This window comes from Pseudomonas sp. PsB (assembly GCF_043658375.1).
Lineage (GTDB): Bacteria > Pseudomonadota > Gammaproteobacteria > Pseudomonadales > Pseudomonadaceae > Aquipseudomonas > Aquipseudomonas putida_Z.
Genome location: NZ_JBIGLU010000010.1, coordinates 116,399 through 139,625, shown reverse-complemented (window position 1 = coordinate 139,625; position 23,227 = coordinate 116,399). Strand labels below are relative to the sequence as shown.

Genomic DNA, 23,227 nt, shown 5'->3' with positions numbered 1-23,227 from the left:
AGTCCTTGGGTTCAGTGACGGTGTTCGCGGGTGACCCCGGCGTCGTAATGGCTGACCACCTGCTGCCAGCCGGCGGCGATCAGGGCGGCCTGGCCAAGGTCGTCCGGGGGCACGGCGGCACTGTCGCGGCGCAGCCAGACATCGGCCTGGCGGGTGCTGTCGGCCGGCAGGATCAGCAGCAGGCTGCCGGCCACTTCCGGGGCCTGGCTGCGGCCGAGGTAGGCCCCGGTCTCCAGCCACGACCATTGGTGGCTGCCGCGGCTCTGGCTGCCGGCATCGACCACGAACGGCGGCAGGCCTTCCTCGGCCAGGGCCTGTACGCTGGGCGCGGCGGCGTTTTCTTCACGCAGCAGCTGGATTTCGTCGAAGGCCACCCGCAGGTCGGTGTACAGGCCTTGCTCGGCGGCGGTGAGGTCGCGACGGGCGTCGATCTGGTGGCTGGCGATGGCCTGTTCATCCTCGCGTTCGCCGCGCAGCAGCACCACGCTGGTGGCGAGTACCACGATCAGCAGGCTGACCAGCAGCACGTACAGGGTTTCGTGCCCGGCACCGGCCGGGCGAATCACTTGGGCGCGGCTCATGGCTGGGCGATATCGGCGTGGTCGACTTCCACCACGTGCCCGGGGCCGGCATCGAACAGCACGTAGAACTCGCCGTCCGGGCGCTTGAAGGTCAGGGTCGAATCGTCACCGAGCTTGCCGCCGACCAGCACCTGTTCATCGTAGGCGATCACGTCCAGGGTTACCCCGGGGGCACCGCTGCCATCCGAGAAGCCGCCGGTGCACTTGACCTGGCCGCCAGGCAGTTCTTCGCACTCGCACATCGGGTTGTGCGCCAGGGCCGGGCCGGCGGCCAGCACCAGCAAGGGCAGGGCGAGGGTGCGCATCAGGTGTTTCATTTATTGCCTCCTTGTTTCTCGAGCCAGGCCACGGTGGCTGGCGATGCCTTGGCCAGGGGGACCGACGCCTGGTGCATGCTGCCGTCCCAGCCTTCCAGGGTGATCCAGATCTGCGCGTCGGGCTTGGTGCGTGGCGGGATCGGCAACGAGGTGCCCATGTTGTACGGTGCACCGAAGAAAATCGTGCCGGCGGCGCGCAGGCTGCGCGGTTTGCCGATGCGCAGGTAGGCCGCCTTGACGCCGTTGACGCAGGCCTTGCACAGCGATGCATTGAAGACCTTGAAGTGGCCGGCAGGGCCGTCGGCGCGGGGCGCCTCGTCACGCATCTCGGCCAGGTCCAGGGTATAGGGGCCGACCTGGATGTCGTTGATCACATTGGCGCCGAGCCCCGCTTCGCCGCGGAACAGCTTGGCGTCGGCGAAGTACTTGGGCATGAAGCCCAGCGGGATGAGGATCAGCAGGATGTTCAGGTGAAAACGCCATTTCAGCCACAGTTGCTTCAGCGGGCTGACGGGCACGGCTTGGGCCTGGCTCATGGGCGGATCTCCGCGGTGGGTTCATGGCGCGCCATGCGCGGTGCGCGCTCGCTGCGCTTGAGGGCGGCGGCGGTGGCCTGGGCGGTGCGTTTGGTCCAGATCAGTAAGCCGCTGAACACCATCAGGGTGAGGACCAGGCCAAAGAAGAACCACACCAGCTTGATCGGCAGGCCGCCGAAATCGCCGGTGTGCAGCGGGCGCATCGACTCGGTGACGAACTCCAGGGCGGAGCGGTCGCTGATCAGGAACTGGCTGTCGACATTACGCGTGTATGGGTTTACCGAGGCGCTCTGGAACATCAGCGGGTACCAGCCTGGCCCTGCCAGGGTGATGTGGCTGTAGGCGGTGGCCGGCAGCGAGATGAAGCTGATGTCCAGCCCCGGGACCGCCAGGCCGGCGATGCGTGCCGCTTCATCCAGGTCGATGCGCGTTGCCGGGCTGCCATTCGGGGTTTGCGGCACGTCCTCACGGGCGATCACCGGCACGATGGGCCGGCTGGAAATGGTGATGTGGTTGTCGGCCAGGATCGCCTGGATCAGGAACCAGGTGCCGGTGATGGAAATGACCGCAATGAACCAGATTGACCAGACCCCGGCCAGGCGGTGCAAGTCGCCCCAGAAAATCCGCGAACCATGGCCGGTGCGCACCGGCTTGAAGAAGCCCTTCCAGAATTTCTTGTACACCACCAGGCCGGTGACCAGCGAAGCCAGCATGGGCAGGCCGAGCAGCGACACCAGGTACCAACCCCAGCTGAAACCGCTGGTGAACGGTACCAGCCACCAGCCGTGCAGGGCGCGGGTGAAGGCTTCGAAGTTGAAGTCCGGGGTCTTGCCCTGGATGGCCCCGGTGTAGGGGTTTACATACAGCGTCGGGCTGGTGCCGTCAGGCAGGGTGACATTGGCTTTGACCGCAAAGTGCGAACCGTCGGGCTGGATCAACCGCTCCACCACCATGTCCGGCTCGGCCTTGTGCAGGGCGTCCAGTACCTGCTGGAAGCTCAGGCGCTCGGCGTCAGCGTCGGGCTTGTTGGCGCGCACGGCCGGGTCGGCCAGCCAGACGATTTCCTGGCTGACCACCGCGAGCATGCCGGTGAAGCAGACGATCAGGACAAAGAACCAGATCGGCAAGGCGAGCCAGCTGTGGACCAGGAACCACAGCCTGGATTTGGATTTTTTCGGTGATTTGGCCATCTGACGGTCTTCTGCAATGGGGAGTCGAGCGTGTGCCCAGCCAAAGAGGGGCTGTATTGATAAGGACGAATGAGAATCGAAAACCTGCCGTTTTAAATGCAAGCAAATGTTTCAGGCAAAGAAACCTGAAAGCTGGCGCGACCCTGTAGGAGCAGCCTTGTGCTGCGAAGAGGCCGGTACTGACAATGCATCTCTGTTGTCAGTACCGGCCTCTTCGCAGCACAAGGCTGCTCCTACAGGTCCTGTTACATGCCTAGGGGATCAGGCGCGGGTCAGGGCCACTGCCGGTTGCGGCTTGCCGTGCAGCTGCGCCAGGTCCTGGTACAGCGCGCGGCCAATTTCCGCAGCGCGCGCCGGCAGCACCGAGAGCAGGGTGTCACTCAGGCCGTGGCTGTTTTCGCAGAAGCCCTGCAGGTACACCGAGGCCTGCAGGTCGGGGCTGGCCAGCACGCGGTAGTTGCGGTCGACGCTGAAATCTTCCAGGTAGCCTGCCAGGGGCGCCAGCAGGTCACGGTGCGAGCGGCGCTCGTAGCCGGTGGCAAGTATCACCGCGTCGTAGCGGTGGGTCTGCTGCTGGCCGGTGGCGAGGTCGCGCAGGGTCAGTTCCAGGCCTTCGCGGGTGGCCACCACGGCTTCGACCTGGCGCCGGCACAGCACGTTGTGGCGGTACTGGTGGGCGACCTTCTGCCGGTAGAGGATGCCGTAGATGCGTTCGATCAGGTTGAGGTCGACCACCGAATAGTTGGTGTTGTGGTATTCGCCCAGCAGCTTGCTGCGCTGGTCGGCTGGTTCGTTGTAGACAAGGTCGGTGTAGTCCGGCGAGAAGATCTCGTTGACGAACGGGCTGTCATCGGCAGGCTTGAGCGCCGAACCGCGCAGGATCATGTCGACCTTGACCGACGGGTAGCTGTCGTTGAGGTCGATGAACGCCTCGGCGGCGCTCTGGCCCGAACCGATCACGGCAATGCGCATCGGCTTGCCGGCGGTGCATGGCAGCTTGTTCAGGCTGCTCAGGTACTGGGAGTGATGGAATACCCGCGGGTCGTCCTTGAAGGCGCCGAACTTTTCCGGGATTTTCGGCGTGCCGCCGCTGCCGACCACCACCGAACGGGTGCGGCGGCTGTATTCGCGGCCTTGGGCGTCGCGCGAGACCAGGCGCAGGTGCTCGACCCGGCCCGCTTGCACGTCCGGCTCGATGCGCAGCACTTCCTCGCCATATACCGCCTGGGTGGCGAAGTGCTCGGCGGCCCAGCGCAGGTAGTCGTTGTACTCGAGGCGGCAGGGGTAGAAGGTGCCGAGGTTGATGAAGTCGGCCAGGCGCTGCTTCTGGTGCAGGTAGTTGACGAAGCTGTAGGGGCTGGTGGGGTTGCGCAGCGACACCAGGTCCTTGAGGAACGAGATCTGCAGCTCGCTCTGGGTGGCCAGGGTTTCGCCGTGCCAGCGATAGTCCTGCTGTTTGTCGATGAACAGCGCGTCGAGGGCATGGCCCTGGGACTCGGCGAGTTCTTCCAGGGCGATGGCCAGGGCCAGGTTGGAAGGGCCGAAGCCCACGCCGATCAGATCTTTGATGGTTTCCTGCTGTGAGGGCTGGCTCATGGCTGCGATTCCCTGAATGGTCGGATTTTGACGCCCGCCGGAGCTCCGGCTCCTGCGCAAGTACATGTGTTGGAACGAGCCAGCCGGGGGGGAATTTAAGCGGGCTAAAGAACTGTGAGGGGGGGCCGATAGGGGTACGACAAGGAGCCAACTTGAGGCAAGGAACCGAGATGAGCGGGATAACAGCAAGCAATTTGATGATCAACGGCGTTTCAGCCCAGACGCTGAGCGCGAACGCAACTGCCGAACGCGAGCAGGCGAAACAGGCTGGTGAGGCACTGGGGCCCTTGAGCATCAGTAGCGACAGCATGAAGGTTGGCGGGGCTGGCCAGGCGCAATCCACGGACAATGAAGGCAGTGGGGAGTCGCAGGCCGTGTCCGAGCTGCGTCAGTTGATCAAGGATTTGCAGAAGCAGCTGGCCGAGGAGCAGAAGCAGCTTGCTGCATTGATGGACAGCAAAATGGACGAGGCTGCCAAGGCGGCTGCGGTGGGCGCCAAGCAGGCGAGCATTGCCACCATCAACGGGCAGATCATGGCGGCCACGGCGCAGTTGCTGGAGTTGTTGCAGCAAGAGGGCGGCAGCAGCGCGGGCGGGATGGTCAGCGCCACGGCCTGACAGCGGATATGGTCCCCTGTAGGAGCGGCCTTGTGTCGCGATGGGCTGCGAAGCGGCCCCGGGATGTTGGCATCAATGCACAAATCGTCGGGGCTGCGTTGCAGCCCATCGCGACACAAGGCCGCTCCTACAAGGGCCGGGTAGCATCAGGCGGCGGTCATTCGGCCGCCAGGCGCCCCTTGTTCTGCCGCTCCGCCTTGTACTGCATGGCCACCGCCGGCGCCGGCTTGGCAGCACCGGTTTCCAGCCACTGACGCATGCGGCTGGCATCGGCGAAGTGGGTGTACTTGCCAAAGGCGTCTAGGATCACCATGGCCACCGGGCGGTTGTCCATGCGGGTCAGCAGCACCAGGCAGTGCCCGGCTTCATTGGTGAAGCCGGTCTTGGTCAGCTTGATGTCCCAGTTGCTCTTGTTCACCAGGTGGTCGGTGTTGCGGAAGCCCAGGGTGTAGTTGGGCTTGCGGAAGGCTACCGTCTTCTCGCGGGTGGTCGACAGCTCGCTCAGCATCGGGTACTTGCGCGACGCCATCAGCAGCTTGGCCAGGTCACGGGCCGTGGACACGTTCTGCGTCGACAGGCCGGTCGGCTCGACGTAGCGGGTGTGCGCCATGCCCAGGCTGCGGGCCTTGGCGTTCATCGCCTTGATGAACGCCGGGTAGCCGCCGGGGTAATGGTTGGCCAGGGTGTTGGCCGCACGGTTTTCCGATGACATCAGGGTAATCAGCAAGGTTTCGCGGCGGTCGAGCTGGCTGCCCAGCCGCACACGCGAATACACGCCTTTCATTTCCGGGTTGTTGGCAATGGTCATGGTGAGCATCTCATCCATGGGCTGCTTGGCATCCAGCACTACCATCGCCGTCATCAGTTTGGTCACCGAGGCGATCGGCACCACGCGGTCGGCATGGCTCGAATACAGTTCCTGGTTGGTGTTCAAGTCGATCAGCAGGGCGCTGCCCGAGGCGAGATGCAGCTTGGATGGGTCACGTTGAACCTGGGCCGGGGGTTGTGCAGCAGCGGTCGACGGAAGGGTCGCGGTACCTGTGAGCAACAGCAGCAGGCTGAGGATGGACAGGGATGTTTTCACGTTGAGGCTCACTAAAAGTTGGTATGTCGTTGGCTGTGCAAGGGTTTTCCCCCAAAAACCGCTGCATTCTGGAGTATGGCTGATTTGCTGTCGAATGCCTTATGACTAAAGGGCGCAACGTGAACGAAATTTAATCCTGTACCAATTCTGGTACCCATCATCACTCTGCCGAAGACAGCAGAACAACCTCAAAGGTCGTCCCTTCCTCTTCGGTCGACTCCACCTCAATTCTGCCACCGTGGTTCGCCACGATCTCCGATGCGATGAACAGGCCGAGGCCGAGCCCCGCTGCGGAGCCCCGGTCTCCGGATGAGTAGCTCGAGTATCGCCCTTCCGGCTTGAAGATGTAGGGCATCACCTCGGGTGGAATAGGCTCTCCGGAATTCGGGACGCTGACCCGTGGAACACCATCCACCCTGGCCACCGTGACCTTGATCGGGGCCGTCGCATCGCCATGGCGCAGGGCATTGCCTATCAGGTTGGAGAAAGCCTGAGAGATGCGGTCAGGGTCGAATTGCCCGGTGATGTGCGCCTGCTCATCCAGGATGATCCGCGCGTGCGGGAACGCCGTGCGCAGTTCGTCGATGACAGCCTGGCAGATGGCGTTCAGATCCATTTTCCGCAAATCCACTGGAATGCCAGTCCCCAGGTTGCAGCGGGCCAGGTCCAGCAGATCGTTGATCATGACATTTGCCCGATGTGCACTGGTACAAAGCTGGGTCGCCAGTAACTTTCCCTTTTCATCCAGCCCGGTCTGCCGCTGGATCAGCCCGCCAGCCATGAGTATCGCGCCCAAGGGCGAACGCAAATCATGACCGAGCACGGCGAGCACCATTTTCCGGGTCGCCTCGACTGCCGTTCCGTAGGCCGCGATCGACTCTGCGAGCGCCTGGTCAATCGCTTCATTGAACCGGATCATGTCCTGAACATGATGCGCGTCTGCGAACGACTCCTGGGTAAGCCAGAGTGACAGAACGCTTGCGCGCAATGCCCGGTATTCGGACACCATCTGATCCATCGAGAACCCAGCTATCAAGCGAGCAACCGCGTGGGTCTGCGCTGCGGTTTCGCTGGAACTCCTGGGGCCTCTCCCTTGTGCTTTCTCGGACTGTTGTTGCCTGCTCTGGGCGTTCTCATGTCTGCGGCCACGGTGCGGAGCAACTCCTCGGCATGATTGCGCAAGCCGATGGAGTCCTGCTTTGGCAGCTCTGTTTCAACCGAGCGGGCGTAATTTTCCCAAGCCTGGAGAATGGGTTCCATACTGCTACCAATGAAATCGAACAGTCTCATGGGGCCTAACCCTGATCAGGAAAAAAGACATCCGAGTAGCTTAGTTCATCCGGGATACAGGAAGTTTGAGCGGCAGTCATGAGCGGCCCACCTGGAGTTCAAAGGCGATCCCGATGAAACCTGCGTTGGGGGGGCAGGGGCATCGGGATGTCTTACCGGCTGCCTGGGTTCAGGCATGGGTCAGCGAGAGGTCGCTGATGATGCAGATCGAGCCGTCATCGGCGGGCGTGGTATCGGTGTAGTCCACCTGGTTGTAGACCCCGCCGTGGAACTCGAATAGCTGTGTAGCCCAGGTGTTGTCGAACTGTAGATCGCCGGACGTACCGCTCACGCCATTGCACTTGGCCGTAACGTTGACCACGCCTGCTGCGGTGGCATGGATGCTCACCTCGAACTTTGCCCCCAGCGGTACCCCCTTGAGCACCGTCGAGTTGATAGGGTCAGTCTGGTTGTAGGTCCGCCGAAAACCCAGGGTGATGTCGCCCTTTTTCCAGAACACCTTCACGGGCGGGCTGTCGTCCCCGTAGACATGCATCTGCGCGATGACCACCTTCTGCGCCCAGTTGACCTTGGTCAGCGTCATTTCCTGGCGATTCCAGTGATGTGGGGCACCGCTCAAGGTCCAGTATTTCGGCTCCGACCACTCGCAGCGGGTCCTGCGGGTGCTTTTGCTCGAAGCACCTTTGGTGGGGGCAGACAACTGGACCGAACCATCGCTGAGCACTGTCACATAGTTCGGGTAAAGGGCAATCGCTTCGCTGCCGGTGAGTTCGACCGCTACGGTGCTGATCGACGATTCGGCTACCGGAACGGCGATGGTGAGGTTGCTGATATCTACGCTCATGGGGGGAACTCCTGAATGGAAATGACGGTTGGTGCCGCAGCAGCACGGTGGCGGCTGCTAGAATGAAATTTAGCCTTGCGCTAAATCATCGTCAATAGCTCATGGCTAAAATTATTTCGCCGGGCGACAAATTACCTGTTGGCGAAAATTTTCCACATCGGGGGCTTTACGCTTGATTTGGCGGTGAGATAAGCTTTCCTTGAATACTGTACGAATATACAGCTGTCAGGATAAGAATATGTCTAAGCCCTTGAAGTCGACGCCCCATCAGCGCCAGGAAATGACCGGAATAGAGCGGCTGAGCTTGCGGGTATCAGCGATGATCAACCACCCGCTCGCGCAGACGCAGCGCTGGGTGACGGTGCATCGCCTGGATACCGACGGTGATGCCGAGTGGGAGGAGGTGATGGGCCTGCTGGCCGAGACGCCCGAGCTGGAACTGACCTTCAACGACGACGAGAGCGTGACGGTGCGCTGGGAGCGCGGCAGCGTGGAGGAGCGCGACGACTTTATCGTCGAGCAGGACAGCGAGCAGCAGGTCGAGGAGGCGGCACCTTTCTGAACATCGGGAAAATGCCCACTTTGTAGGAGCAGCCTTGTGCTGCGAAGAGGCCGGGACAGGCAACAGATATGCATTGTCAGTACTGGCCTCTTCGCAGCACAAGGCTGCTCCTACAGTGCCCTGCTAGATCAATGACGCTTACACAAGGTGCGCATTCCACACCAGCAGCACCCTGGCCTGGATGTAGGTCTCTTCCCGGCGAATCATGCGGTCCTTGTGCCGCGAGTTGTCGGAAATCATCTCGAAATGGTCTTCGTCGGCAATCTGCAGCCGCTTGATGTAGATGTGGTCGCCCCAGGAGAAGAAGTAGATTCCATCACCGACGAACTCGCGGATGCTGACGTCCACGATCAGCGGGTCGCGGTGCTTGATGGTCGGTTCCATCGACTGCCCCCAGCCGGTCACCATCTTCAGGTGGTGGTGCTCGCTGAACTCCACGCCCAGCTCGCGCAGGTGGCTTGGGCTGACGCGAACATCCTTGAACATCTCGGGGTAGTCGTGGGGGATCTGCCCGCCGCCCATGGCCGCACGGACGTCGTAGTGGGCAATCCACACTTCGTCGCCCACCAGGCCTGGCCGAACAAGTTCAGCCGCCACCAGCGTCGAGTCTGCCGGCTCCTCGGCGGCGGCCAGCAGCCTTTGCCGGGTTTCTTCGGGGATGCCTCTGCCGCTTCTGGCAAGCATCTGCTTGACCAGGTCGGCCGCGGAAAGCTTGCTGTCGCCAGCCTCGACCGGCGACTGCGCCTGGTCGCCCGCTGCCATCGCGTCGAACCACCCCCGCGGCAAGCCTTCGATGCCCTCGATTCTGCGGGCCACGTCATCGCCCAGGTTCTTCGCTGTCTTGTCCGAAAGGATCTGGCTCAGATGCGCAGGCGCCATCCCCCAGCGCTCTGCGCAGGATCCCTTCCTCTGGCTGCCGATCAGCTTGACCAGGTTGTGCTTGCGAATTTCGTAGATGTCCATGGGGCGAAGCATGCCAGTGTTTAGCTTGCTGCTAAATATGCTCAAGGCTAAATTTCTCTTGTCACGATATTAGCTGTAGGCTAAATTAAATATGCAAGCAAGGAAAGCCACCGAGAAGCTGTTCTCCAGGCTTACGACATCACCATCCGTTATGAGGTTTTCATGGACCCGACTGACCTCGGCCCAGGCACCATCACCTGGCTGGGCGGAACAGGCACCGTGTTGCTGGGTGCATTCCTCTGGCTGCGCAAGTGGCTGTCCAGGGATGCGGCTGACCGTGCCATGGACAACGCTGATATTGGCGTGGTCCGGCGCCTGAACGAGCTGCTCGATATCGAGCGTGACGCCCGAAGAGAAGCGCAGGCCAGGGCCGATCAGTTTGCCAAGGAACGCAATGAACTGGTGATCACTGTAGGGCGCCTGGAAGGCAAGATCGAAGCGCTGACCAGTCGGGGCGGCCATCCTCCCCGGCAGGTCACCGTCCAGGGCGAGGGGATCGCCCGCCTGCGCGGGAAGCAGGGTGAGTGAGGCGGCCCGCAAGACAAATTCTGTTCATGCCCATGCGTATGGGCCCTTTTCTGTATGGAGACAACATGGCTCGATTGGATTCTGCCGCTGCCGGCGGCGCGAACGTGCTCGCATTCCTGGACATGCTGGCCTGGTCCGAGGGTACCTCGACCATTGCCGCCAGTGACGATGGCTACAACGTCCTGGTCGGCGGCCAACTGTTCAATTACTACAGCGGGCACCCGAGGCAGAAGGTGTGGTTGCCCAGCTACGGCATCCACAGCTCCGCGGCAGGGCGGTACCAGATTCTGGCCGGTACCTGGGATGCCATCGTGAGCACTTATGGCTTCAATGGCCGCTTTACCCCTGAGGCCCAGGACCTGGCGGCAATCAAGTTGCTGAACGAGTGCGGGGCACTGGCACTGATCAAGGCCGGCCGCATTGCCCAGGCGATCGCCAAGGCCGCGCCGATCTGGGCCAGCCTGCCTGGCGCGGGCTACGGTCAGCGCGAGCACCAATTGGCCGCGTTGTTGGCAATGTTCATAGCCTGCAGTGGGGAGGTGCAGGCGTAACGCCCAGGCAAAAAAAGACCCGCCAGGTAGGCGGGCCAGAAGGGCGTAGGGAGCAACGCACAACAAATACGGGTCAGGCGACCAGGGTGCCTGGTTGCAACTGTTCGACCAGGGCCTGGGCCGAGGCGAGGGTCGGCATCGGGCCGCTTACGGCTTCGCCGTTGCGTACCAGGTACCAGCATGCCAGCAGGCCCTGCTGACGCAGCGAAGCGGGGACGGCACTGCCGACGACGGACATGATCTGGATAGTGGCCATGTGGACCTCCTGTAAAACATGGCCCTACCTTACGCAGCAGCCGGGGCAGTTTGAAATTAACTTCCTCGATAGTGGTCATTGGTTCTATCAACATTTACCACCGCGGCGGGCCGTAATACACCGGTGGCGGGCCGTAGTAGGTGCGGTAGCCCGGGGGCGGTGGTGTTGGCACGTAGTACGGCTGGTAGTACACCGGCGGTGGCGGTGGTTGCACGTACACCGGTGGCGGCCCGTAGTAGACCGGTTGGCGCTCGACGTACACGGTACGGTCACGCCCGCCATAAACCGTCGCCCCGACCACGGCGCCAACCACGGCCGCACCCAGCAGCGGGCCGGGGCCATACCAACCGCCATGGCCATGGCCGCCGTGGGCGACAGCGGGTGCGCTGATGGCCAGGGCACCGACCAGCAGGGCGATTCCGGGAATGTGACGGTTCATGAAGAAACCCTCGCAAGGACACCCCAAGTGTGGGGTCCTATTACTATGACTCCACTCTTCGTCAGCTGAGCACGGGGGAACGGTAAAGGTTGTGTAAGGGACGACCAGCGGTTACCTCTGTTACGCTGAACAAACGTTTCAGTTATGACAAAGGAGCAGGTTATGTCGACAACTCCCAGCAGAGACACCGTGCTGTGCATCTCCCTGGCCGGCCGCCCCGGCACCTTCGGGGTACGGTTCCACAACCACCTGTACCAGCAGCTGGGCCTGGACTTCTACTACAAGGCCATGCGCACCGATGACCTGCCGGCGGCGGTGGCGGGCATCCGTGCCTTGGGTATCCGCGGTTGCGGGGTATCGATGCCGTACAAGGAGGCCTGCATGGCCCTGGTCGACGAGATCGACCCATCGGCTGCGGCCATCGAGTCGGTCAATACCCTGGTCAATACCAATGGTCACCTGAAGGCCTACAACACCGATTACCTGGCCGTGCGCCAATTGCTGGCGCAGCACAAGGTCGACCCGTCCACGGCGTTTGCCTTGCGCGGCAGTGGCGGCATGGCCAAGGCGGTAGCCAGTGCCCTGCGCGATGCCGGGTTCGCCGAAGGCATCATCGTTGCGCGCAACGAGCAGGCCGGGCGACAGCTGGCGGATGTGTGCGGTTATCGCTGGGTGGCGGAGCTGGGCGACCTGTGCCCACCCATGCTGGTGAACGTGACGCCGATCGGCATGGCGGGCGGGCCCGAGGCCGAGGAGCTGGCGTTTTCCGAGAACGCCATCGCCGCGGCGGCGCGGGTGTTCGACGTGGTGGCGATGCCGGAGAGCACTCCGTTGATCCGACGGGCGCGGGCGTTGGGCAAACCGGTGATCACCGGGTTGGAGGTGATTGCGCTGCAGGCGCTGGAGCAGTTCGTGCTTTATACCGGGGTGCGACCCACCTTGGCGCAGGTGGAGGCGGCGGTGGCGTACGCCCGGGATATCTGATTACTCCTGTGCCGGCCCTTTCGCGGGTAAACCCGCTCCCACAGGGATTAGCGCACGCATGTAGCAGCGGCGCTACCCCTGTGGGAGCGGGTTTACCCGCGAAGAGGCCGGCACAGGCATCGACAAGGTCAGAACACCTTGTGCCCTTCATCCAGCTGCTGGTCGACCAGCGCCCGGCCATGGGCCAGCGACACATGCTGGGCGTTCTCGAGGTCGGAGAAGAACTTCATCGGCATCGACATGCGCCTGCTGGTGTGTCCGTCGGGGTCGGTGATCAGGCACCCGGCGGCGTAGGGCAGGGGGGAATCGGGGTGGGGCATCACGCTGGCGGTGATGGTGTGCTTGCGATATTCACAGTGAAGAGATTGCATCGTCCTTACCTCGCTGTGGCATGTGAAGCAGTTACCTTCATATACCACAGCAAGGGGCCGGGAGTTCCCGGCCCGACGAGCGAGCCGCGATGAGCGCTCAGCCTTTGAGCTCGGTCGGCTGGATGACTTCGACCCAGTAACCGTCCGGGTCCTTGACGAAGGCCAGGTGGTTCATGCGCCCGTCCTGCAGGCGCTTCTGGAACGGTACGTCCAGTGCCTCGAAGCGTGCGCAGGCGGCGCGTACGTCCGGTACCGAGATGCAGATGTGGCCAAAGCCGCGTGGGTCGGTGTTGCCGTTGTGGTAGGCAAACTCGGCATCGTTTTCGGTGCCGTGGTTGTGGGTCAGCTCCAGCACGCCCGGGATCGACTTCATCCACTGGTGGCGTTCGCTGTCATCGGCCGGGATCTGCGCCGGGTCGACCAGGGCCAGGAAGTACAGGCTGAAGGCAGCTTCGGGGAAGTCGCGCTTGTCCACCAGGCGGAAGCCCAGCACGCGGGTGTAGAAGTCCAGGGACTTCTCGATGTCCTTGACCCGCAGCATGGTGTGGTTGAAGACGAACTGGGCGGTGGCGGCGTCCGGTTGGGCGGTGACGCCAGGCAGGGTTTGCAGATCATGCAGGCTCATGGGAACTCCTGAGACGGGGCCGGGCGCAGGGCGCCGGCAAAACAGACAGGCCGGCCATGATACGGCAGTGTGCCGATTGCGCAAATGAAAGCGCCCTGCACGAGGCAGGGCGCTGGAATTAGAGGCCCGCATGTGCGGGCGCGTGATGGGGTCGCTAGTCCTTTAGCTGTCTCGATACTGAGCCAGCCCTTGTGAAAAAAGTGTGAAGCACGTGTGGACGTTTCATCAGCGTACCCAGCTTTCTACCGTGGCGGCTCCGTATTGTTCTTTCCAGGCCTTGAGCCCACGGTGGTTGCCGCCTTTGGTCTCGATCCGCTCGCCGGTGTGCGGGTTGGTGTAAACCTTCACCACGCGCGCGCGGCGCTGTTGCTTGGGCGCTGCACTGGAAACCCGGGCCACTGCTTTCGGGTCGAGGATGGCGATGATATCGCGCAGGCTCTTGTCGTAGCTTTTCATCAGGCCGACTAGTTTCTGCTCGAATTCGATTTCGCGTTTGAGGCCGGCATCCTTTTTCAACGCTTCCAGTTGCGCCATCTGTTCCTGGAGCGCTTTTTCGGCAGCACGAAACTCTGCAAGTCTGGACACTGTAATCACTCCTGTACGTCGGTCGTGGCAGGGCGTGACGAACATTGAAGAAGAATAAAAACGCCGGCCACGCGGGTGGGTTCCGCTGTTCGCTGATATCGAGTGTAGTCATTCATGGGTACTGGGTAAACTGCAAACTTTTTGTAAGTAAGCCGGGAACTTTCCTAGTTTTGCGCGCGGTATTGTCCGGTTTTTTCGCGGTTGCCTTGCGGTGCGCTTAGACCATGGTCCAATGGCCCGTGCCAGAGCCTTCGCGCGATAATTTCAGATGATGGCCGGCTATTGTTCGGCCCCCTCGCAGTACCGTGGCCAGCACGTGCCACAGGTTGTTTACTCGCCTTGATTCTGGATGTTTTCTCCCATGTTTGCCCCTTTTCCCATCGCCCCCGGGCGTCGTGTTGCCGGCTTGTTCCTGTTGTGTGCCGGCGTCAATGCCCAGGCCGCCGGTTTTCTTGAAGACAGCAGTGCTAAGGTCGAAGCACGCAATGTCTATTTCAACCGGGATTTCCGTGACGGCCACAGCAGTTCCAGCCAGGGTGCGTCCAAACGCGAAGAATGGGCACAAGGTTTCATCCTCAATGTGCAGTCGGGTTACACGCAGGGGCCGGTAGGTTTTGGCGTGGATGCGCTGGGCATGTTCGGCTTCAAACTTGACTCCAGCCCGGCAGACAGCAACAGCGGCCTGTTGCCGTCTTCCGGCCATGACCCACGGCACTCGGCGGACCAGTACGCGAAGATGGGCCTGGCGGCCAAGGTCAAGGTTTCCAATACCGTGCTCAAGTACGGTTCGATGATGCCGGATGTGCCGCTGCTCAAGTACAACGATGGCCGCCTGCTGCCGACCATGTTCCATGGCGCCATGCTCACCTCCGAAGAAGTGCGCGACCTGAAGTTCACCCTGGCCCGTCTGGACAAGTACACCGCACGGGATTCCACCGACCGCCAGGACATTCGCGTGCATTGCAAGAACAAGCGCTATGCCTGCGATATCGAGGCTGACCACTTTGACCTGGCCGGTGTCGATTACCGTTTCAACGAGCGCTTCAGCGCCCAGTACCAGGTGGCCAAGCTGGAGAACATCTACCGTCAGCACTTCCTCGGCCTGGTGGCCAGCCAGCCATTGGCGGTGGGCAGCCTGTCGGCAGACCTGCGCTTGATCAAGAGTGACGACATCGGCAATGCCCGCGCCGGCGAAATCGACCATCGCGCGTTCAGCGGCATGCTCGGCTACAGCCTGGGTGGCCACAAGCTCAGTGCCGGCTGGCAACGCATGTATGGCGACAGTGCCATGCCATACCTGGATGGCACCAACCCGTACCTGGTCAACTATGCCCAGGTCAACGACTTCGCCGCCGCCCAGGAACGTTCCTGGCAGGTGCGTTATGACTATGACTTCAAGGCCCTGGGCGTGCCCGGCCTGACCTTCTTCACCCGTTACATCAACGGTGACAATATCAAGGTGCCGGGCAGCACGGCCGAAGGCAAAGAGTGGGAACGCGACACCGAGTTCAAGTACCAGGTGCAAAGTGGCACGTTCAAGGACGTCAGTGTGCGCCTGCGTAATTCCACTTACCGCAGCAACTATGAAAAGTGGGCGCGTGACATGGACGAGACACGGGTCATTGTCAGCTACAACTTCTCCATCTTCTGACGGGGCGCTTTGCCAAATACCGGCAGCCACCTGACAATGGCTGCTGGTTCCCGCAAAGGGCAGGGCAATGAAAGACCTGTTGTTGATAGGCATCGGCCCGGGTGACCCGCGCCAGGTCACCTACGAGGCGGTCGATGCGCTGCGCCAGGCCAGCGTGTTCTTCGTGCTCGACAAGGGCGGCGACAAGGACGAACTGGTGCACCTGCGCAAGGCCATCCTGCAACGCTACCGGCCCGAGGGCGGCTACCGCCTGGTGCAGGTGGCCGACCCTGCACGCGATGGCCAGGCCGATGACTACCTGGGCGCGGTGCAGGACTGGCACCGGCAGCGTGCGGTGCTGTATGCCCAACTGATCGAGCGGGAGATAGGTATTGGGGAAACCGGCGCCTTTCTGCTGTGGGGCGAGCCGACGCTGTACGACAGCACCCTGCGCATCCTTGGCCTGGTCCGCGAGCGTGGTGTGGCGCTGCGCCTGCAGGTCATTCCGGGCATCAGCAGCGTGCAGGCGTTGGCGGCGCGCCATCAGGTGCCGCTCAACCGCATCGGTGAGCCGTTGACCGTATTGCCAGGGCGGCGCCTGGCCGGGCAGGGGCAGATCGACAATGTGCTGGTGATGCTGGACGGGCAGTGCGCGTTTGCCCGGTTCGATGACCCGGCGCTGATGATCTACTGGGGCGCGTACCTGGGGACCGCGGATGAGGTGCTGATTGCCGGGCCGTTGCAGGCGGTGAAGGCGCAGATAATGGAAGTGCGTGAGCGGGAGCGGGCGCGCAAGGGGTGGATCATGGATAGCTACCTGTTGCGCAGGGAGCTGTGAGGTGTACTGCCTGTTCCGGCCCCTTCGCGGGTGAACCCGCTCCCACAGGTACAGCGCCAGCTTTGGGGCCGCGCGTTCCCTGTGGGGGCGGGCAAGCCCGCGAAGCAGGCGACACCGATTTCAAGGGTTACCCAGAATGGCCTGCACCTTCTCCCGCAACTGGTCGATGCTGAACGGCTTGCCGATGAGGTGCATGCCCTCCGGTACATCGACGCTTTCGGCATAGCCACTGGCGAACAGCACCGGCAACAGCGGCCGCAGTTCGCGCGCCTTGGCCGCCAAATCTTCGCCACGCATGTCCGGCAGCCCCACATCGGTCATCATCAGCGCCAGCGCCTGGTTCGGGTCTTCGAGAATGCGCAGCGCCGCGTTGGCATGCTCCGCTTCGATGACGGTGTAGCCCAACTCGTCGAGCACTTCGACCATCAGCATGCGTACGATGTCGTCGTCTTCGACTACCAGAAGGTGCATGGTTGCGATCCTGTGCAGAATGAATGTCTTTAATCTGTGCTCCGGATGGCAGCAGAAGTTCCCGGAGGATACCGGTCCGTGCAATCAGATGGAACGATTGGCGCACATCACCTTCAAATACTGGCTAAATGCCCTGCCAGACCCGCCAAAGCTGGTTAGACTCGCTTTACGGGACAGAGCAGTGGCAGACAACTACAACGATCGATTTGCCACACTTTCAATGGACTTTACTTGCTCGGGCGTTTTCACATGATTCAAGCAGCCTCGATGGACCAGCGGAGCTTCCGCAAGCTGTTGAGCCGCAACGTCGGCCTACCCCTGGGGGTTGGCCTGCTGGGGGCCGTTGCCTTCGTCGCGGTGATCAACTACCTGCTTTCGGCCTTGCAGTGGGTCGAGCACACCGACCGGGTGATCGGCAATGCCAACGAAACGGTCAAACTGTCGATCGACATGGAAACCGGCATGCGTGGCTTCCTGATCACCGGCGACGAGCGTTTCCTCGACCCCTACGAGGTGGCCAAGCCGCGCATCTTCGGTAGCCTGCAGAGCCTGCGCGGCATGGTCGAGGACAACCCGCAACAGGTCGAACGCATCGACCGGCTGATCGCCCTGCAGCAGGCGTGGAACACCTTCGGCAGCGAGATGATCAACTTGCGCCGCAGCCAGGGTGATTACCGCGCCTTGATCGGCAACGGCCGCGGCAAGCGCCTGACCGACGAGATCCGCAAAGAGTTCGACAACCTGATCGCCAGCGAACAACAGTTGCGCATGGCGCGCAACGAGCGAGTCAACAGTGTGACCGTCACGGTCATGTCGTCCTTCGTGCTGTTCATCGTCGGCCTCAGTGCCTTGCTGGCCTACCTCGGGCGGCGCGACCTATTGGCGCTGTCGGGTTCCTATGACGAAAACTTCAAGGCCCAGCAGCGCGCGGCCGAGCGCCTGGAACACCAGGCCTGGCTGCGCAACGGGCAGACGCAACTGGCCGAACAGGTGCTCGGCCAGCTGACCCTGCCCATGCTCGGTGACAACATCCTGCGTTTCTTCGGCGGTTACCTGGGCAGCGTGGTCGGCGCGCTGTACGTGCGTGACGAGCATGGCCGCCTGGTGCGTGTGGCCAGCTATGGCCTGGATGCCGAGGAGCAGGCCCGCGAGCAGGTGCTGGGCGATCACGAAGGCCTGCTGGCCCAGGCCGTGCGCGAAGCGCGGCTGCTGCGCCTGGACGACTTGCCCGACGACTATTTCCACCTCAGTTCCGGCCTGGGCCGGGGCCTGCCGCGCAGTGCCATGCTGATGCCCTGCAGTGATGACGGGCAGATCAACGGTGTGCTGGAGCTGGGCTTCCTGCGGCCGCTGCAGGAGCGTGACGAAGAGATGCTGCAGCGGGTCCGTGGCAACCTCGGTATCTCCATCGAAAGCGCCCGCTACCGGCAGCGCCTGCAGGAAGTGCTGGCCGAGACCCAGCAACTGAACGAAGAGCTGCAAGTGCAGCAGGAAGAGCTGAAAACCGCCAACGAAGAGCTCGAAGAGCAATCCCGCGTGCTCAAGGAGTCCCAGGCCCATCTGGAAACCCAGCAGGCGGAACTGGAGCAGACCAACGAGCAATTGTCCGAGCGCACCGAGGCCCTGGACCGCAAGAACGACGAACTGCTCCAGGCCCAGGACGAGCTGCAGGCGCGCGCCGAGGAGCTGCAGCGTTCGAGCAAGTACAAGTCCGAGTTCCTCGCCAACATGTCCCACGAGCTGCGCACGCCGCTGAACAGTTCGCTGATCCTGGCCAAGCTGCTGGCGGAGAACGGCGAGGGCAACCTCAGCGACGAGCAGGTCAAGTTCGCCGAATCCATCTATTCGGCCGGCAACGACCTGCTCAACCTGATCAACGACATTCTCGACATCGCCAAGGTGGAAGCCGGCAAGCTCGAAGTGCGCCCCGAAAGCACCCAGGTGGAACGCCTGGTCGAAGGCCTGCGTGGCATGTTCGAGCCGCTGGCCGGGCACAAGGGCCTGGCCTTCGAGGTGACCACCGAGGCGCAGGTGCCGGCCACGCTGTTCACCGACCGCCAGCGCCTGGAGCAGATCCTCAAGAACCTGCTGTCCAACGCCATCAAGTTCACCGAGCGCGGCAAGGTCAGCCTGAACATCGGTTACCAGCCTGGCACCGGCATCGTCTTTGCCGTGCGCGATACCGGCATCGGCATCGCCGCCGACCAGCAGCAGGCGATCTTCGGCGCCTTCCACCAGGTCGATGGCACCAGCAACCGCCGTTATGGCGGCACCGGCCTGGGCCTGTCCATTTCCCGCGACCTGGCGCACCTGCTGGGTGGGCAGATCAGCGTCGACAGCAGCCCCGGCCAGGGCAGCGTGTTCAGCCTGATCCTGCCGGAGCGCTATGAGCGGGTAGCGCAGGATATCGAGCCGCTCAGCCTGCGCCCGGCGGTCGACAGCCTGCCACCCGCGCCGCAGGCACCGGCGGTGGCGGCGCCGAAACGCCAGGCACCGGCATTCGCCGACGACCGCGAGCGCGCGCCGTTCGGCAACCGCTGCATCCTGGTGATCGAGGACGAACCGAACTTCGCCCGCATTCTCTTCGACCTGGCCCACGAGCTGGGTTACAGCTGCCTGGTGGCGCAGGGCGCCGACGAGGGCTTCGAGCTGGCCGCCCAGTACATCCCCGATGCCATCCTGCTGGACATGCGCCTGCCCGACCATTCCGGCCTGACCGTGCTGCAACGCCTGAAGGAGCAGGCGAGCACCCGGCACATTCCGGTGCATATCATTTCCGTGGAGGACCGGGTCGAGGCTGCCATGCACATGGGCGCCGTCGGCTACGCGGTCAAGCCCACCAGCCGCGAACAACTCAAGGAAGTGTTCGCCCGCCTGGAGGCCAAGCTGACCCAGAAGCTCAAGCACATCCTGCTGGTGGAAGACGACGACCTGCAGCGCGAAAGCATTGCCCGCCTGATCGGCGACGACGATGTCGAGATCACCGCCGTGGCCATGGCCCAGGATGCCCTGGCGTTGCTGCGCGAGAACATCTACGACTGCATGATCATCGACCTCAAGCTGCCCGACATGCTCGGCAACGAGCTGCTCAAGCGCATGACCGCCGAGGACATCCGTGCCTTCCCGCCGGTGATCGTGTATACCGGGCGCAACCTGACCCGCGAAGAAGAAGCCGACCTGCTCAAGTACTCGCGCTCGATCATCATCAAGGGCGCCCGCTCCCCGGAGCGCCTGCTCGACGAAGTGACGCTGTTCCTGCACAAGGTCGAGTCGCAGCTGTCCAACGAACGCCAGCGCATGCTCAAGACCGCGCGCAGCCGCGACAAGGTATTCGAAGGCCGCAAGGTGCTGCTGGTGGACGACGACGTGCGCAACATCTTCGCCCTGACCAGCGCGCTGGAACACAAGGGCGCGATCGTCGAAATCGGCCGCAACGGCCGCGAGGCCATCGAGCGCCTGGAGCAGCATGACGACATCGACCTGGTGCTGATGGACGTGATGATGCCGGAGATGGACGGCTTCGAGGCCACCCGGCTGATCCGCCAGCAACCACGCTGGCGCAAGCTGCCGATCATTGCCGTGACCGCCAAGGCGATGAAGGATGACCAGCAGCGATGCCTGCAGGCCGGCGCCAACGATTACCTGGCCAAACCGATCGACCTGGACCGCTTGTTCTCGCTGATCCGTGTGTGGCTACCGCAACTGGAGCGAATTTGACTAGCGAACGTAACACCGATATCGAAATCCGCTTGCTGATCGAGGCCATCTACCTCAAGTACAGCTACGATTTCCGCAACTATTCCGGCGCGTCGATCAAGCGCCGGATCCTGCATGCGCTGCGCCAGTTCGACTGCCTGACGGTGTCGGCGCTGCAGGAGCGCGTGCTGCACGACCCTGGCATGTTCATGCAGTTGCTGCAGTACCTGACGATCCCGGTCAGCGAGATGTTCCGCGACCCGGGGCACTACCTGGCGCTGCGCAACGAAGTGGTGCCGCTGCTGCGCACCTGGCCCTCGATCAAGGTGTGGATTGCCGGCTGCAGCACGGGCGAGGAGGTGTATTCGATGGCCATCCTGCTGCGCGAGGAGGGCCTGCTGGAGCGCACCATCATTTACGCCACCGACATCAACCCGCATTCGCTGGACAAGGCCAAGCAGGGCATCTACTCGATGCAGAGCATGCGCGAGTACGCCGAGAACTATCGCATCGCCGGCGGCCGGCGGGACTTTGCCGAGTACTACACGGCAGCCTACGGCAACGCCATCATGGACAGCACCTTGCGCGACAACGTGACCTTCGCCGACCACAGCCTGGCCACCGACAGCGTGTTTTCCGAAACCCAGCTGGTGTCGTGCCGCAACGTGCTCATCTACTTCAACAAGGAGCTGCAGGACCGCGCCCTGGGCCTGTTCCACGAGTCCTTGTGCCACCGCGGCTTCCTGGTGCTGGGCAGCAAGGAATCGGTGGATTTTTCCGCCTACAGCGAGCGCTTCGAGCCGCTGGTCAAGCCCGAACGGATCTACCGCAAGTCATGAAAGGCGTACGCGCGATGGTGGTCGGCGCCTCGGCGGGTGGCGTGACGGCGCTGTTCAGCGTGCTGGGCGCGTTGCCGGCCGGCTTCGCCATTCCGGTGATATGCGTGCTGCACCTGCCCGATGATCGCCACAGCCAGCTGGCCGAGGTGCTGCAGCGCCGCCTGCGGCGGCCAGTGTGCGAGGCCCGCGACAAGCAGCCGCTGCGCGCCGGGCAGATCTACGTGGCCGGGCCGGGTTACCACCTGTCGGTGGAGCGTGACCTGACACTGTCGTTGAGCCAGGAGCCGCCGGTGCATTTTTCCCGGCCGGCGATCGACTACCTGTTCATGTCGGCGGCCGATGCCTACGGTGCCGGCCTGCTGGGCATGCTGCTCACCGGGGCCAATGAAGATGGCGCCGAAGGCCTGGCCTATATCAAGCACAACGGGGGCCGGACCGTGGTCCAGGACCCTTGCGACGCACAGGTGGCGCTGATGCCGGAGGCCGCACTGGCCCTGCACCAGCCCGACCATATTCTTTCTCTGAGTGGCATCGAGCGATTGCTCGCCGCCCTGGAACCCAGCGCATGCTAAGCCACACCATCGCCAAACTGCTGATCGTCGACGACCTTCCAGAAAACCTGCTGGCCCTCGACGCCCTGATCCAGGGCCAAGACCGCGAGGTGCACCAGGCCCAGTCGGCCGAGGCCGCATTGTCGCTGTTGCTCGAGCACGAGTTCGCCCTGGCCATCCTCGACGTGCAGATGCCGGGCATGAACGGTTTCGAGCTGGCCGAGCTGATGCGCGGCACGGAAAAGACCCGCAACATCCCCATCGTGTTCGTCACTGCCGCCGGGCGCGAGATGAACTACGCGTTCAAGGGCTATGAAAGCGGCGCGGTGGACTTTCTGCACAAGCCGCTCGACACCCTGGCGGTGAAGAGCAAGGTGTCGGTGTTCGTCGACCTGTACCGCCAGCGCAAGGTGCTCGACCGCCAGTTGCAGGCCCTGGAACGCAGCCGCCAGGAGCAGGAACTGCTGCTGGCCCAGCTGCAAACGGCGCGGGGTGAACTGGAGCATGCCGTGCGCATGCGCGATGACTTCATGTCGATCGTGTCCCACGAGGTGCGCACCCCGCTCAATGGCCTGATCCTGGAAACCCAGCTGCGCAAGCTGCACCTGGCACGCGGCAACCTTGCCGCCTTCAGCGGCGACAAGCTGCAGGCCATGGTCGAGCGCGACGAGCGGCAGATCAACAGCCTGATCCGCCTGGTCGAAGACATGCTCGATGTATCGCGCATCCGCACCGGCAAACTGTCGCTGCGGCCCAAGGCGTTCGACCTGGGCCAGCTGGTGCGCGGCCTGGTGGAGAACTTTGCTGCCCAGGCCAGCGCATTGGACACCCATTTCGAATTGCAACGCTGCGAGCCGCTGCAGGGTGAGTGGGACGAGTTTCGCATCGAGCAGGTGCTGGCCAACCTGTTGTCCAATGCCTTGCGTTATGGTGAGCGCAAACCGGTGCAGGTGCGGGTGTTCGAGCAGGACGGCCTGGCCTGCGTGCAGGTTCAGGACCATGGCATCGGCATCTGCGTGGCCAACCAGCAGCGCATCTTCCAACAGTTCGAGCGGGTCGCCACCCAGCAGGCCAGTGGTGGGTTGGGCCTGGGGCTGTACATATCGGAGCAGATCGTCCAGGCCCACGGCGGGCGCATACTGGTGGAGAGTGAAGAGGGCAAAGGCGCCACCTTTACCTTGCAGTTGCCACTGGCAACCTACGAACAACAAAACGACCAGGCACGGGCAACCTCTGCCTGAGCCTGGGGTCTGATGACCAGCTGTAAGTATTTCAAGGCGTTG

General features: G+C 62.8%; 25 protein-coding genes and 1 pseudogene. 11 read left to right on the top strand and 15 right to left on the bottom strand.

The genetic code is table 11. The annotated features are described in order from the left end of the window. Positions 1-11: 11 nt before the first annotated feature. The 5 genes from ACGLHT_RS14870 to ACGLHT_RS14850 all read right to left on the bottom strand — a co-directional run bounded on the left by ACGLHT_RS14870 (position 12) and on the right by ACGLHT_RS14850 (position 4,220). A complete protein-coding gene (locus tag ACGLHT_RS14870) occupies positions 12-581 on the bottom strand; it encodes a DUF6162 family protein (RefSeq protein ID WP_274120930.1) in 570 nt (189 codons plus the stop codon). Next, a complete protein-coding gene (locus ACGLHT_RS14865; RefSeq protein ID WP_025338675.1) occupies positions 578-898 on the bottom strand; it encodes a hypothetical protein in 321 nt (106 codons plus the stop codon). Before ACGLHT_RS14865 ends, ACGLHT_RS14870 begins: the two co-directional genes overlap by 4 nt. Beyond that, a complete protein-coding gene (locus tag ACGLHT_RS14860; protein WP_025338676.1) occupies positions 895-1,434 on the bottom strand; it encodes a hypothetical protein in 540 nt (179 codons plus the stop codon). The genes ACGLHT_RS14865 and ACGLHT_RS14860 overlap by 4 nt, the downstream gene beginning before the upstream one ends. Beyond that, positions 1,431-2,624 (bottom strand): PepSY domain-containing protein, encoded by a 1,194-nt coding sequence (locus ACGLHT_RS14855; RefSeq protein WP_274120931.1) that lies wholly within the window; start codon positions 2,622-2,624, stop codon positions 1,431-1,433. The genes ACGLHT_RS14860 and ACGLHT_RS14855 overlap by 4 nt, the downstream gene beginning before the upstream one ends. A 261-nt stretch (positions 2,625-2,885) precedes the next feature. Beyond that, positions 2,886-4,220, bottom strand: coding sequence for a lysine N(6)-hydroxylase/L-ornithine N(5)-oxygenase family protein (locus ACGLHT_RS14850; protein ID WP_013973130.1), 1,335 nt, complete (start codon positions 4,218-4,220; stop codon positions 2,886-2,888). 170 nt (positions 4,221-4,390) lie between these two features. Here ACGLHT_RS14850 and ACGLHT_RS14845 point away from each other — a divergent pair, with 170 nt between their 5' ends. After that, positions 4,391-4,837: a hypothetical protein gene (locus ACGLHT_RS14845; RefSeq protein ID WP_274120932.1), complete on the top strand. Its 447-nt coding sequence runs from the start codon at positions 4,391-4,393 to the stop codon at positions 4,835-4,837. A gap of 157 nt (positions 4,838-4,994) precedes the next feature. Here the strand turns inward: ACGLHT_RS14845 and pbpG are convergent, their stop codons facing one another. The 3 genes and pseudogenes from pbpG to ACGLHT_RS14830 all read right to left on the bottom strand — a co-directional run bounded on the left by pbpG (position 4,995) and on the right by ACGLHT_RS14830 (position 8,055). Next, complete coding sequence (gene pbpG, locus ACGLHT_RS14840; protein ID WP_023662495.1) at positions 4,995-5,921, bottom strand: D-alanyl-D-alanine endopeptidase; 927 nt, start codon at positions 5,919-5,921, stop codon at positions 4,995-4,997. A 160-nt stretch (positions 5,922-6,081) separates the two neighbouring features. Then, positions 6,082-7,211, bottom strand: a pseudogene (locus ACGLHT_RS14835) (sensor histidine kinase). A 169-nt stretch (positions 7,212-7,380) separates the two neighbouring features. Next, on the bottom strand, positions 7,381-8,055 hold the full coding sequence (locus tag ACGLHT_RS14830) for a polysaccharide lyase family 7 protein (RefSeq protein ID WP_274120933.1): 675 nt from the start codon (positions 8,053-8,055) through the stop codon (positions 7,381-7,383). A 238-nt stretch (positions 8,056-8,293) separates the two neighbouring features. Between ACGLHT_RS14830 and ACGLHT_RS14825 the strand changes: the two genes are divergently transcribed. Next, a complete protein-coding gene (locus ACGLHT_RS14825; RefSeq protein WP_025338682.1) occupies positions 8,294-8,617 on the top strand; it encodes a DUF1654 domain-containing protein in 324 nt (107 codons plus the stop codon). Positions 8,618-8,755: 138 nt separating this feature from the next. On the opposite strand, the gene ACGLHT_RS14820 is transcribed toward ACGLHT_RS14825, so the two are convergent. Then, positions 8,756-9,580 (bottom strand): S24 family peptidase, encoded by an 825-nt coding sequence (locus ACGLHT_RS14820; RefSeq protein ID WP_085615186.1) that lies wholly within the window; start codon positions 9,578-9,580, stop codon positions 8,756-8,758. Positions 9,581-9,742: 162 nt separating this feature from the next. On the opposite strand from ACGLHT_RS14820, the gene ACGLHT_RS14815 reads away from it, so the two are divergent. Further along, positions 9,743-10,108 (top strand): chemotaxis protein, encoded by a 366-nt coding sequence (locus ACGLHT_RS14815; RefSeq protein ID WP_075044881.1) that lies wholly within the window; start codon positions 9,743-9,745, stop codon positions 10,106-10,108. 65 nt (positions 10,109-10,173) lie between these two features. Then, positions 10,174-10,659, top strand: coding sequence for a glycoside hydrolase family protein (locus ACGLHT_RS14810; protein WP_137163621.1), 486 nt, complete (start codon positions 10,174-10,176; stop codon positions 10,657-10,659). A 73-nt stretch (positions 10,660-10,732) separates the two neighbouring features. On the opposite strand, the gene ACGLHT_RS14805 is transcribed toward ACGLHT_RS14810, so the two are convergent. Continuing rightward, positions 10,733-10,915: a hypothetical protein gene (locus ACGLHT_RS14805; RefSeq protein ID WP_025338686.1), complete on the bottom strand. Its 183-nt coding sequence runs from the start codon at positions 10,913-10,915 to the stop codon at positions 10,733-10,735. Positions 10,916-11,009: 94 nt separating this feature from the next. After that, complete coding sequence (locus ACGLHT_RS14800; protein ID WP_137163622.1) at positions 11,010-11,354, bottom strand: hypothetical protein; 345 nt, start codon at positions 11,352-11,354, stop codon at positions 11,010-11,012. A 162-nt stretch (positions 11,355-11,516) separates the two neighbouring features. Between ACGLHT_RS14800 and ACGLHT_RS14795 the strand changes: the two genes are divergently transcribed. Further along, complete coding sequence (locus ACGLHT_RS14795) at positions 11,517-12,338, top strand: shikimate 5-dehydrogenase (protein ID WP_137163623.1); 822 nt, start codon at positions 11,517-11,519, stop codon at positions 12,336-12,338. A 128-nt stretch (positions 12,339-12,466) separates the two neighbouring features. Here the strand turns inward: ACGLHT_RS14795 and ACGLHT_RS14790 are convergent, their stop codons facing one another. The 3 genes from ACGLHT_RS14790 to ACGLHT_RS14780 form a co-directional block, all read right to left on the bottom strand. Next, on the bottom strand, positions 12,467-12,709 hold the full coding sequence (locus ACGLHT_RS14790; RefSeq protein WP_013973119.1) for a hypothetical protein: 243 nt from the start codon (positions 12,707-12,709) through the stop codon (positions 12,467-12,469). Positions 12,710-12,806: 97 nt separating this feature from the next. Next, a complete protein-coding gene (gene gloA, locus ACGLHT_RS14785; protein ID WP_025338689.1) occupies positions 12,807-13,334 on the bottom strand; it encodes a lactoylglutathione lyase in 528 nt (175 codons plus the stop codon). A 225-nt stretch (positions 13,335-13,559) separates the two neighbouring features. Next, a complete protein-coding gene (locus ACGLHT_RS14780; RefSeq protein WP_015270810.1) occupies positions 13,560-13,919 on the bottom strand; it encodes a histone-like nucleoid-structuring protein, MvaT/MvaU family in 360 nt (119 codons plus the stop codon). Between the two features lie 361 nt (positions 13,920-14,280). On the opposite strand from ACGLHT_RS14780, the gene ACGLHT_RS14775 reads away from it, so the two are divergent. Together ACGLHT_RS14775 and cobF are read left to right on the top strand one after the other, a co-directional pair. Beyond that, positions 14,281-15,570, top strand: a complete 1,290-nt coding sequence (locus tag ACGLHT_RS14775; protein ID WP_238066512.1) for an OprD family porin — start codon at positions 14,281-14,283, stop codon at positions 15,568-15,570. Positions 15,571-15,637: 67 nt separating this feature from the next. Further along, on the top strand, positions 15,638-16,387 hold the full coding sequence (gene cobF, locus ACGLHT_RS14770; RefSeq protein WP_274120934.1) for a precorrin-6A synthase (deacetylating): 750 nt from the start codon (positions 15,638-15,640) through the stop codon (positions 16,385-16,387). Between the two features lie 120 nt (positions 16,388-16,507). On the opposite strand, the gene ACGLHT_RS14765 is transcribed toward cobF, so the two are convergent. After that, positions 16,508-16,858 (bottom strand): response regulator, encoded by a 351-nt coding sequence (locus ACGLHT_RS14765; protein ID WP_137163625.1) that lies wholly within the window; start codon positions 16,856-16,858, stop codon positions 16,508-16,510. A 249-nt stretch (positions 16,859-17,107) separates the two neighbouring features. Between ACGLHT_RS14765 and ACGLHT_RS14760 the strand changes: the two genes are divergently transcribed. The 4 genes from ACGLHT_RS14760 to ACGLHT_RS14745 are packed head-to-tail and all read left to right on the top strand — an operon-like array spanning position 17,108 to position 23,185. Next, the gene (locus ACGLHT_RS14760; RefSeq protein WP_137163626.1) at positions 17,108-20,575 is read left to right on the top strand and encodes a response regulator; all 3,468 of its coding nucleotides are present in this window, start codon (positions 17,108-17,110) and stop codon (positions 20,573-20,575) included. Continuing rightward, a complete protein-coding gene (locus ACGLHT_RS14755) occupies positions 20,572-21,393 on the top strand; it encodes a protein-glutamate O-methyltransferase CheR (RefSeq protein ID WP_003259474.1) in 822 nt (273 codons plus the stop codon). The genes ACGLHT_RS14760 and ACGLHT_RS14755 overlap by 4 nt, the downstream gene beginning before the upstream one ends. Then, a complete protein-coding gene (locus tag ACGLHT_RS14750; RefSeq protein WP_085591023.1) occupies positions 21,390-21,965 on the top strand; it encodes a chemotaxis protein CheB in 576 nt (191 codons plus the stop codon). The genes ACGLHT_RS14755 and ACGLHT_RS14750 overlap by 4 nt, the downstream gene beginning before the upstream one ends. Then, a complete protein-coding gene (locus ACGLHT_RS14745) occupies positions 21,959-23,185 on the top strand; it encodes a hybrid sensor histidine kinase/response regulator (protein WP_085665152.1) in 1,227 nt (408 codons plus the stop codon). The genes ACGLHT_RS14750 and ACGLHT_RS14745 overlap by 7 nt, the downstream gene beginning before the upstream one ends. Positions 23,186-23,227: the final 42 nt, after the last annotated feature.

Excerpts from the sequence above, each read along its gene's own strand:
- ACGLHT_RS14870 (WP_274120930.1), bottom strand. The coding sequence starts at position 581 with ATGAGCCGCGCCCAAGTGATTCGCCCGGCCGGTGCCGGGCACGAAACC.
- ACGLHT_RS14865 (WP_025338675.1), bottom strand. The coding sequence starts at position 898 with ATGAAACACCTGATGCGCACCCTCGCCCTGCCCTTGCTGGTGCTGGCC.
- ACGLHT_RS14860 (WP_025338676.1), bottom strand. The coding sequence starts at position 1,434 with ATGAGCCAGGCCCAAGCCGTGCCCGTCAGCCCGCTGAAGCAACTGTGG.
- ACGLHT_RS14855 (WP_274120931.1), bottom strand. The coding sequence starts at position 2,624 with ATGGCCAAATCACCGAAAAAATCCAAATCCAGGCTGTGGTTCCTGGTC.
- ACGLHT_RS14850 (WP_013973130.1), bottom strand. The coding sequence starts at position 4,220 with ATGAGCCAGCCCTCACAGCAGGAAACCATCAAAGATCTGATCGGCGTG.
- ACGLHT_RS14845 (WP_274120932.1), top strand. The coding sequence starts at position 4,391 with ATGAGCGGGATAACAGCAAGCAATTTGATGATCAACGGCGTTTCAGCC.
- ACGLHT_RS14830 (WP_274120933.1), bottom strand. The coding sequence starts at position 8,055 with ATGAGCGTAGATATCAGCAACCTCACCATCGCCGTTCCGGTAGCCGAA.
- ACGLHT_RS14825 (WP_025338682.1), top strand. The coding sequence starts at position 8,294 with ATGTCTAAGCCCTTGAAGTCGACGCCCCATCAGCGCCAGGAAATGACC.
- ACGLHT_RS14820 (WP_085615186.1), bottom strand. The coding sequence starts at position 9,580 with ATGGACATCTACGAAATTCGCAAGCACAACCTGGTCAAGCTGATCGGC.
- ACGLHT_RS14815 (WP_075044881.1), top strand. The coding sequence starts at position 9,743 with ATGGACCCGACTGACCTCGGCCCAGGCACCATCACCTGGCTGGGCGGA.
- ACGLHT_RS14810 (WP_137163621.1), top strand. The coding sequence starts at position 10,174 with ATGGCTCGATTGGATTCTGCCGCTGCCGGCGGCGCGAACGTGCTCGCA.
- ACGLHT_RS14805 (WP_025338686.1), bottom strand. The coding sequence starts at position 10,915 with ATGGCCACTATCCAGATCATGTCCGTCGTCGGCAGTGCCGTCCCCGCT.
- ACGLHT_RS14800 (WP_137163622.1), bottom strand. The coding sequence starts at position 11,354 with ATGAACCGTCACATTCCCGGAATCGCCCTGCTGGTCGGTGCCCTGGCC.
- ACGLHT_RS14795 (WP_137163623.1), top strand. The coding sequence starts at position 11,517 with ATGTCGACAACTCCCAGCAGAGACACCGTGCTGTGCATCTCCCTGGCC.
- ACGLHT_RS14790 (WP_013973119.1), bottom strand. The coding sequence starts at position 12,709 with ATGCAATCTCTTCACTGTGAATATCGCAAGCACACCATCACCGCCAGC.
- gloA (WP_025338689.1), bottom strand. The coding sequence starts at position 13,334 with ATGAGCCTGCATGATCTGCAAACCCTGCCTGGCGTCACCGCCCAACCG.
- ACGLHT_RS14775 (WP_238066512.1), top strand. The coding sequence starts at position 14,281 with ATGTTTGCCCCTTTTCCCATCGCCCCCGGGCGTCGTGTTGCCGGCTTG.
- cobF (WP_274120934.1), top strand. The coding sequence starts at position 15,638 with ATGAAAGACCTGTTGTTGATAGGCATCGGCCCGGGTGACCCGCGCCAG.
- ACGLHT_RS14765 (WP_137163625.1), bottom strand. The coding sequence starts at position 16,858 with ATGCACCTTCTGGTAGTCGAAGACGACGACATCGTACGCATGCTGATG.
- ACGLHT_RS14760 (WP_137163626.1), top strand. The coding sequence starts at position 17,108 with ATGATTCAAGCAGCCTCGATGGACCAGCGGAGCTTCCGCAAGCTGTTG.
- ACGLHT_RS14750 (WP_085591023.1), top strand. The coding sequence starts at position 21,390 with ATGAAAGGCGTACGCGCGATGGTGGTCGGCGCCTCGGCGGGTGGCGTG.
- ACGLHT_RS14745 (WP_085665152.1), top strand. The coding sequence starts at position 21,959 with ATGCTAAGCCACACCATCGCCAAACTGCTGATCGTCGACGACCTTCCA.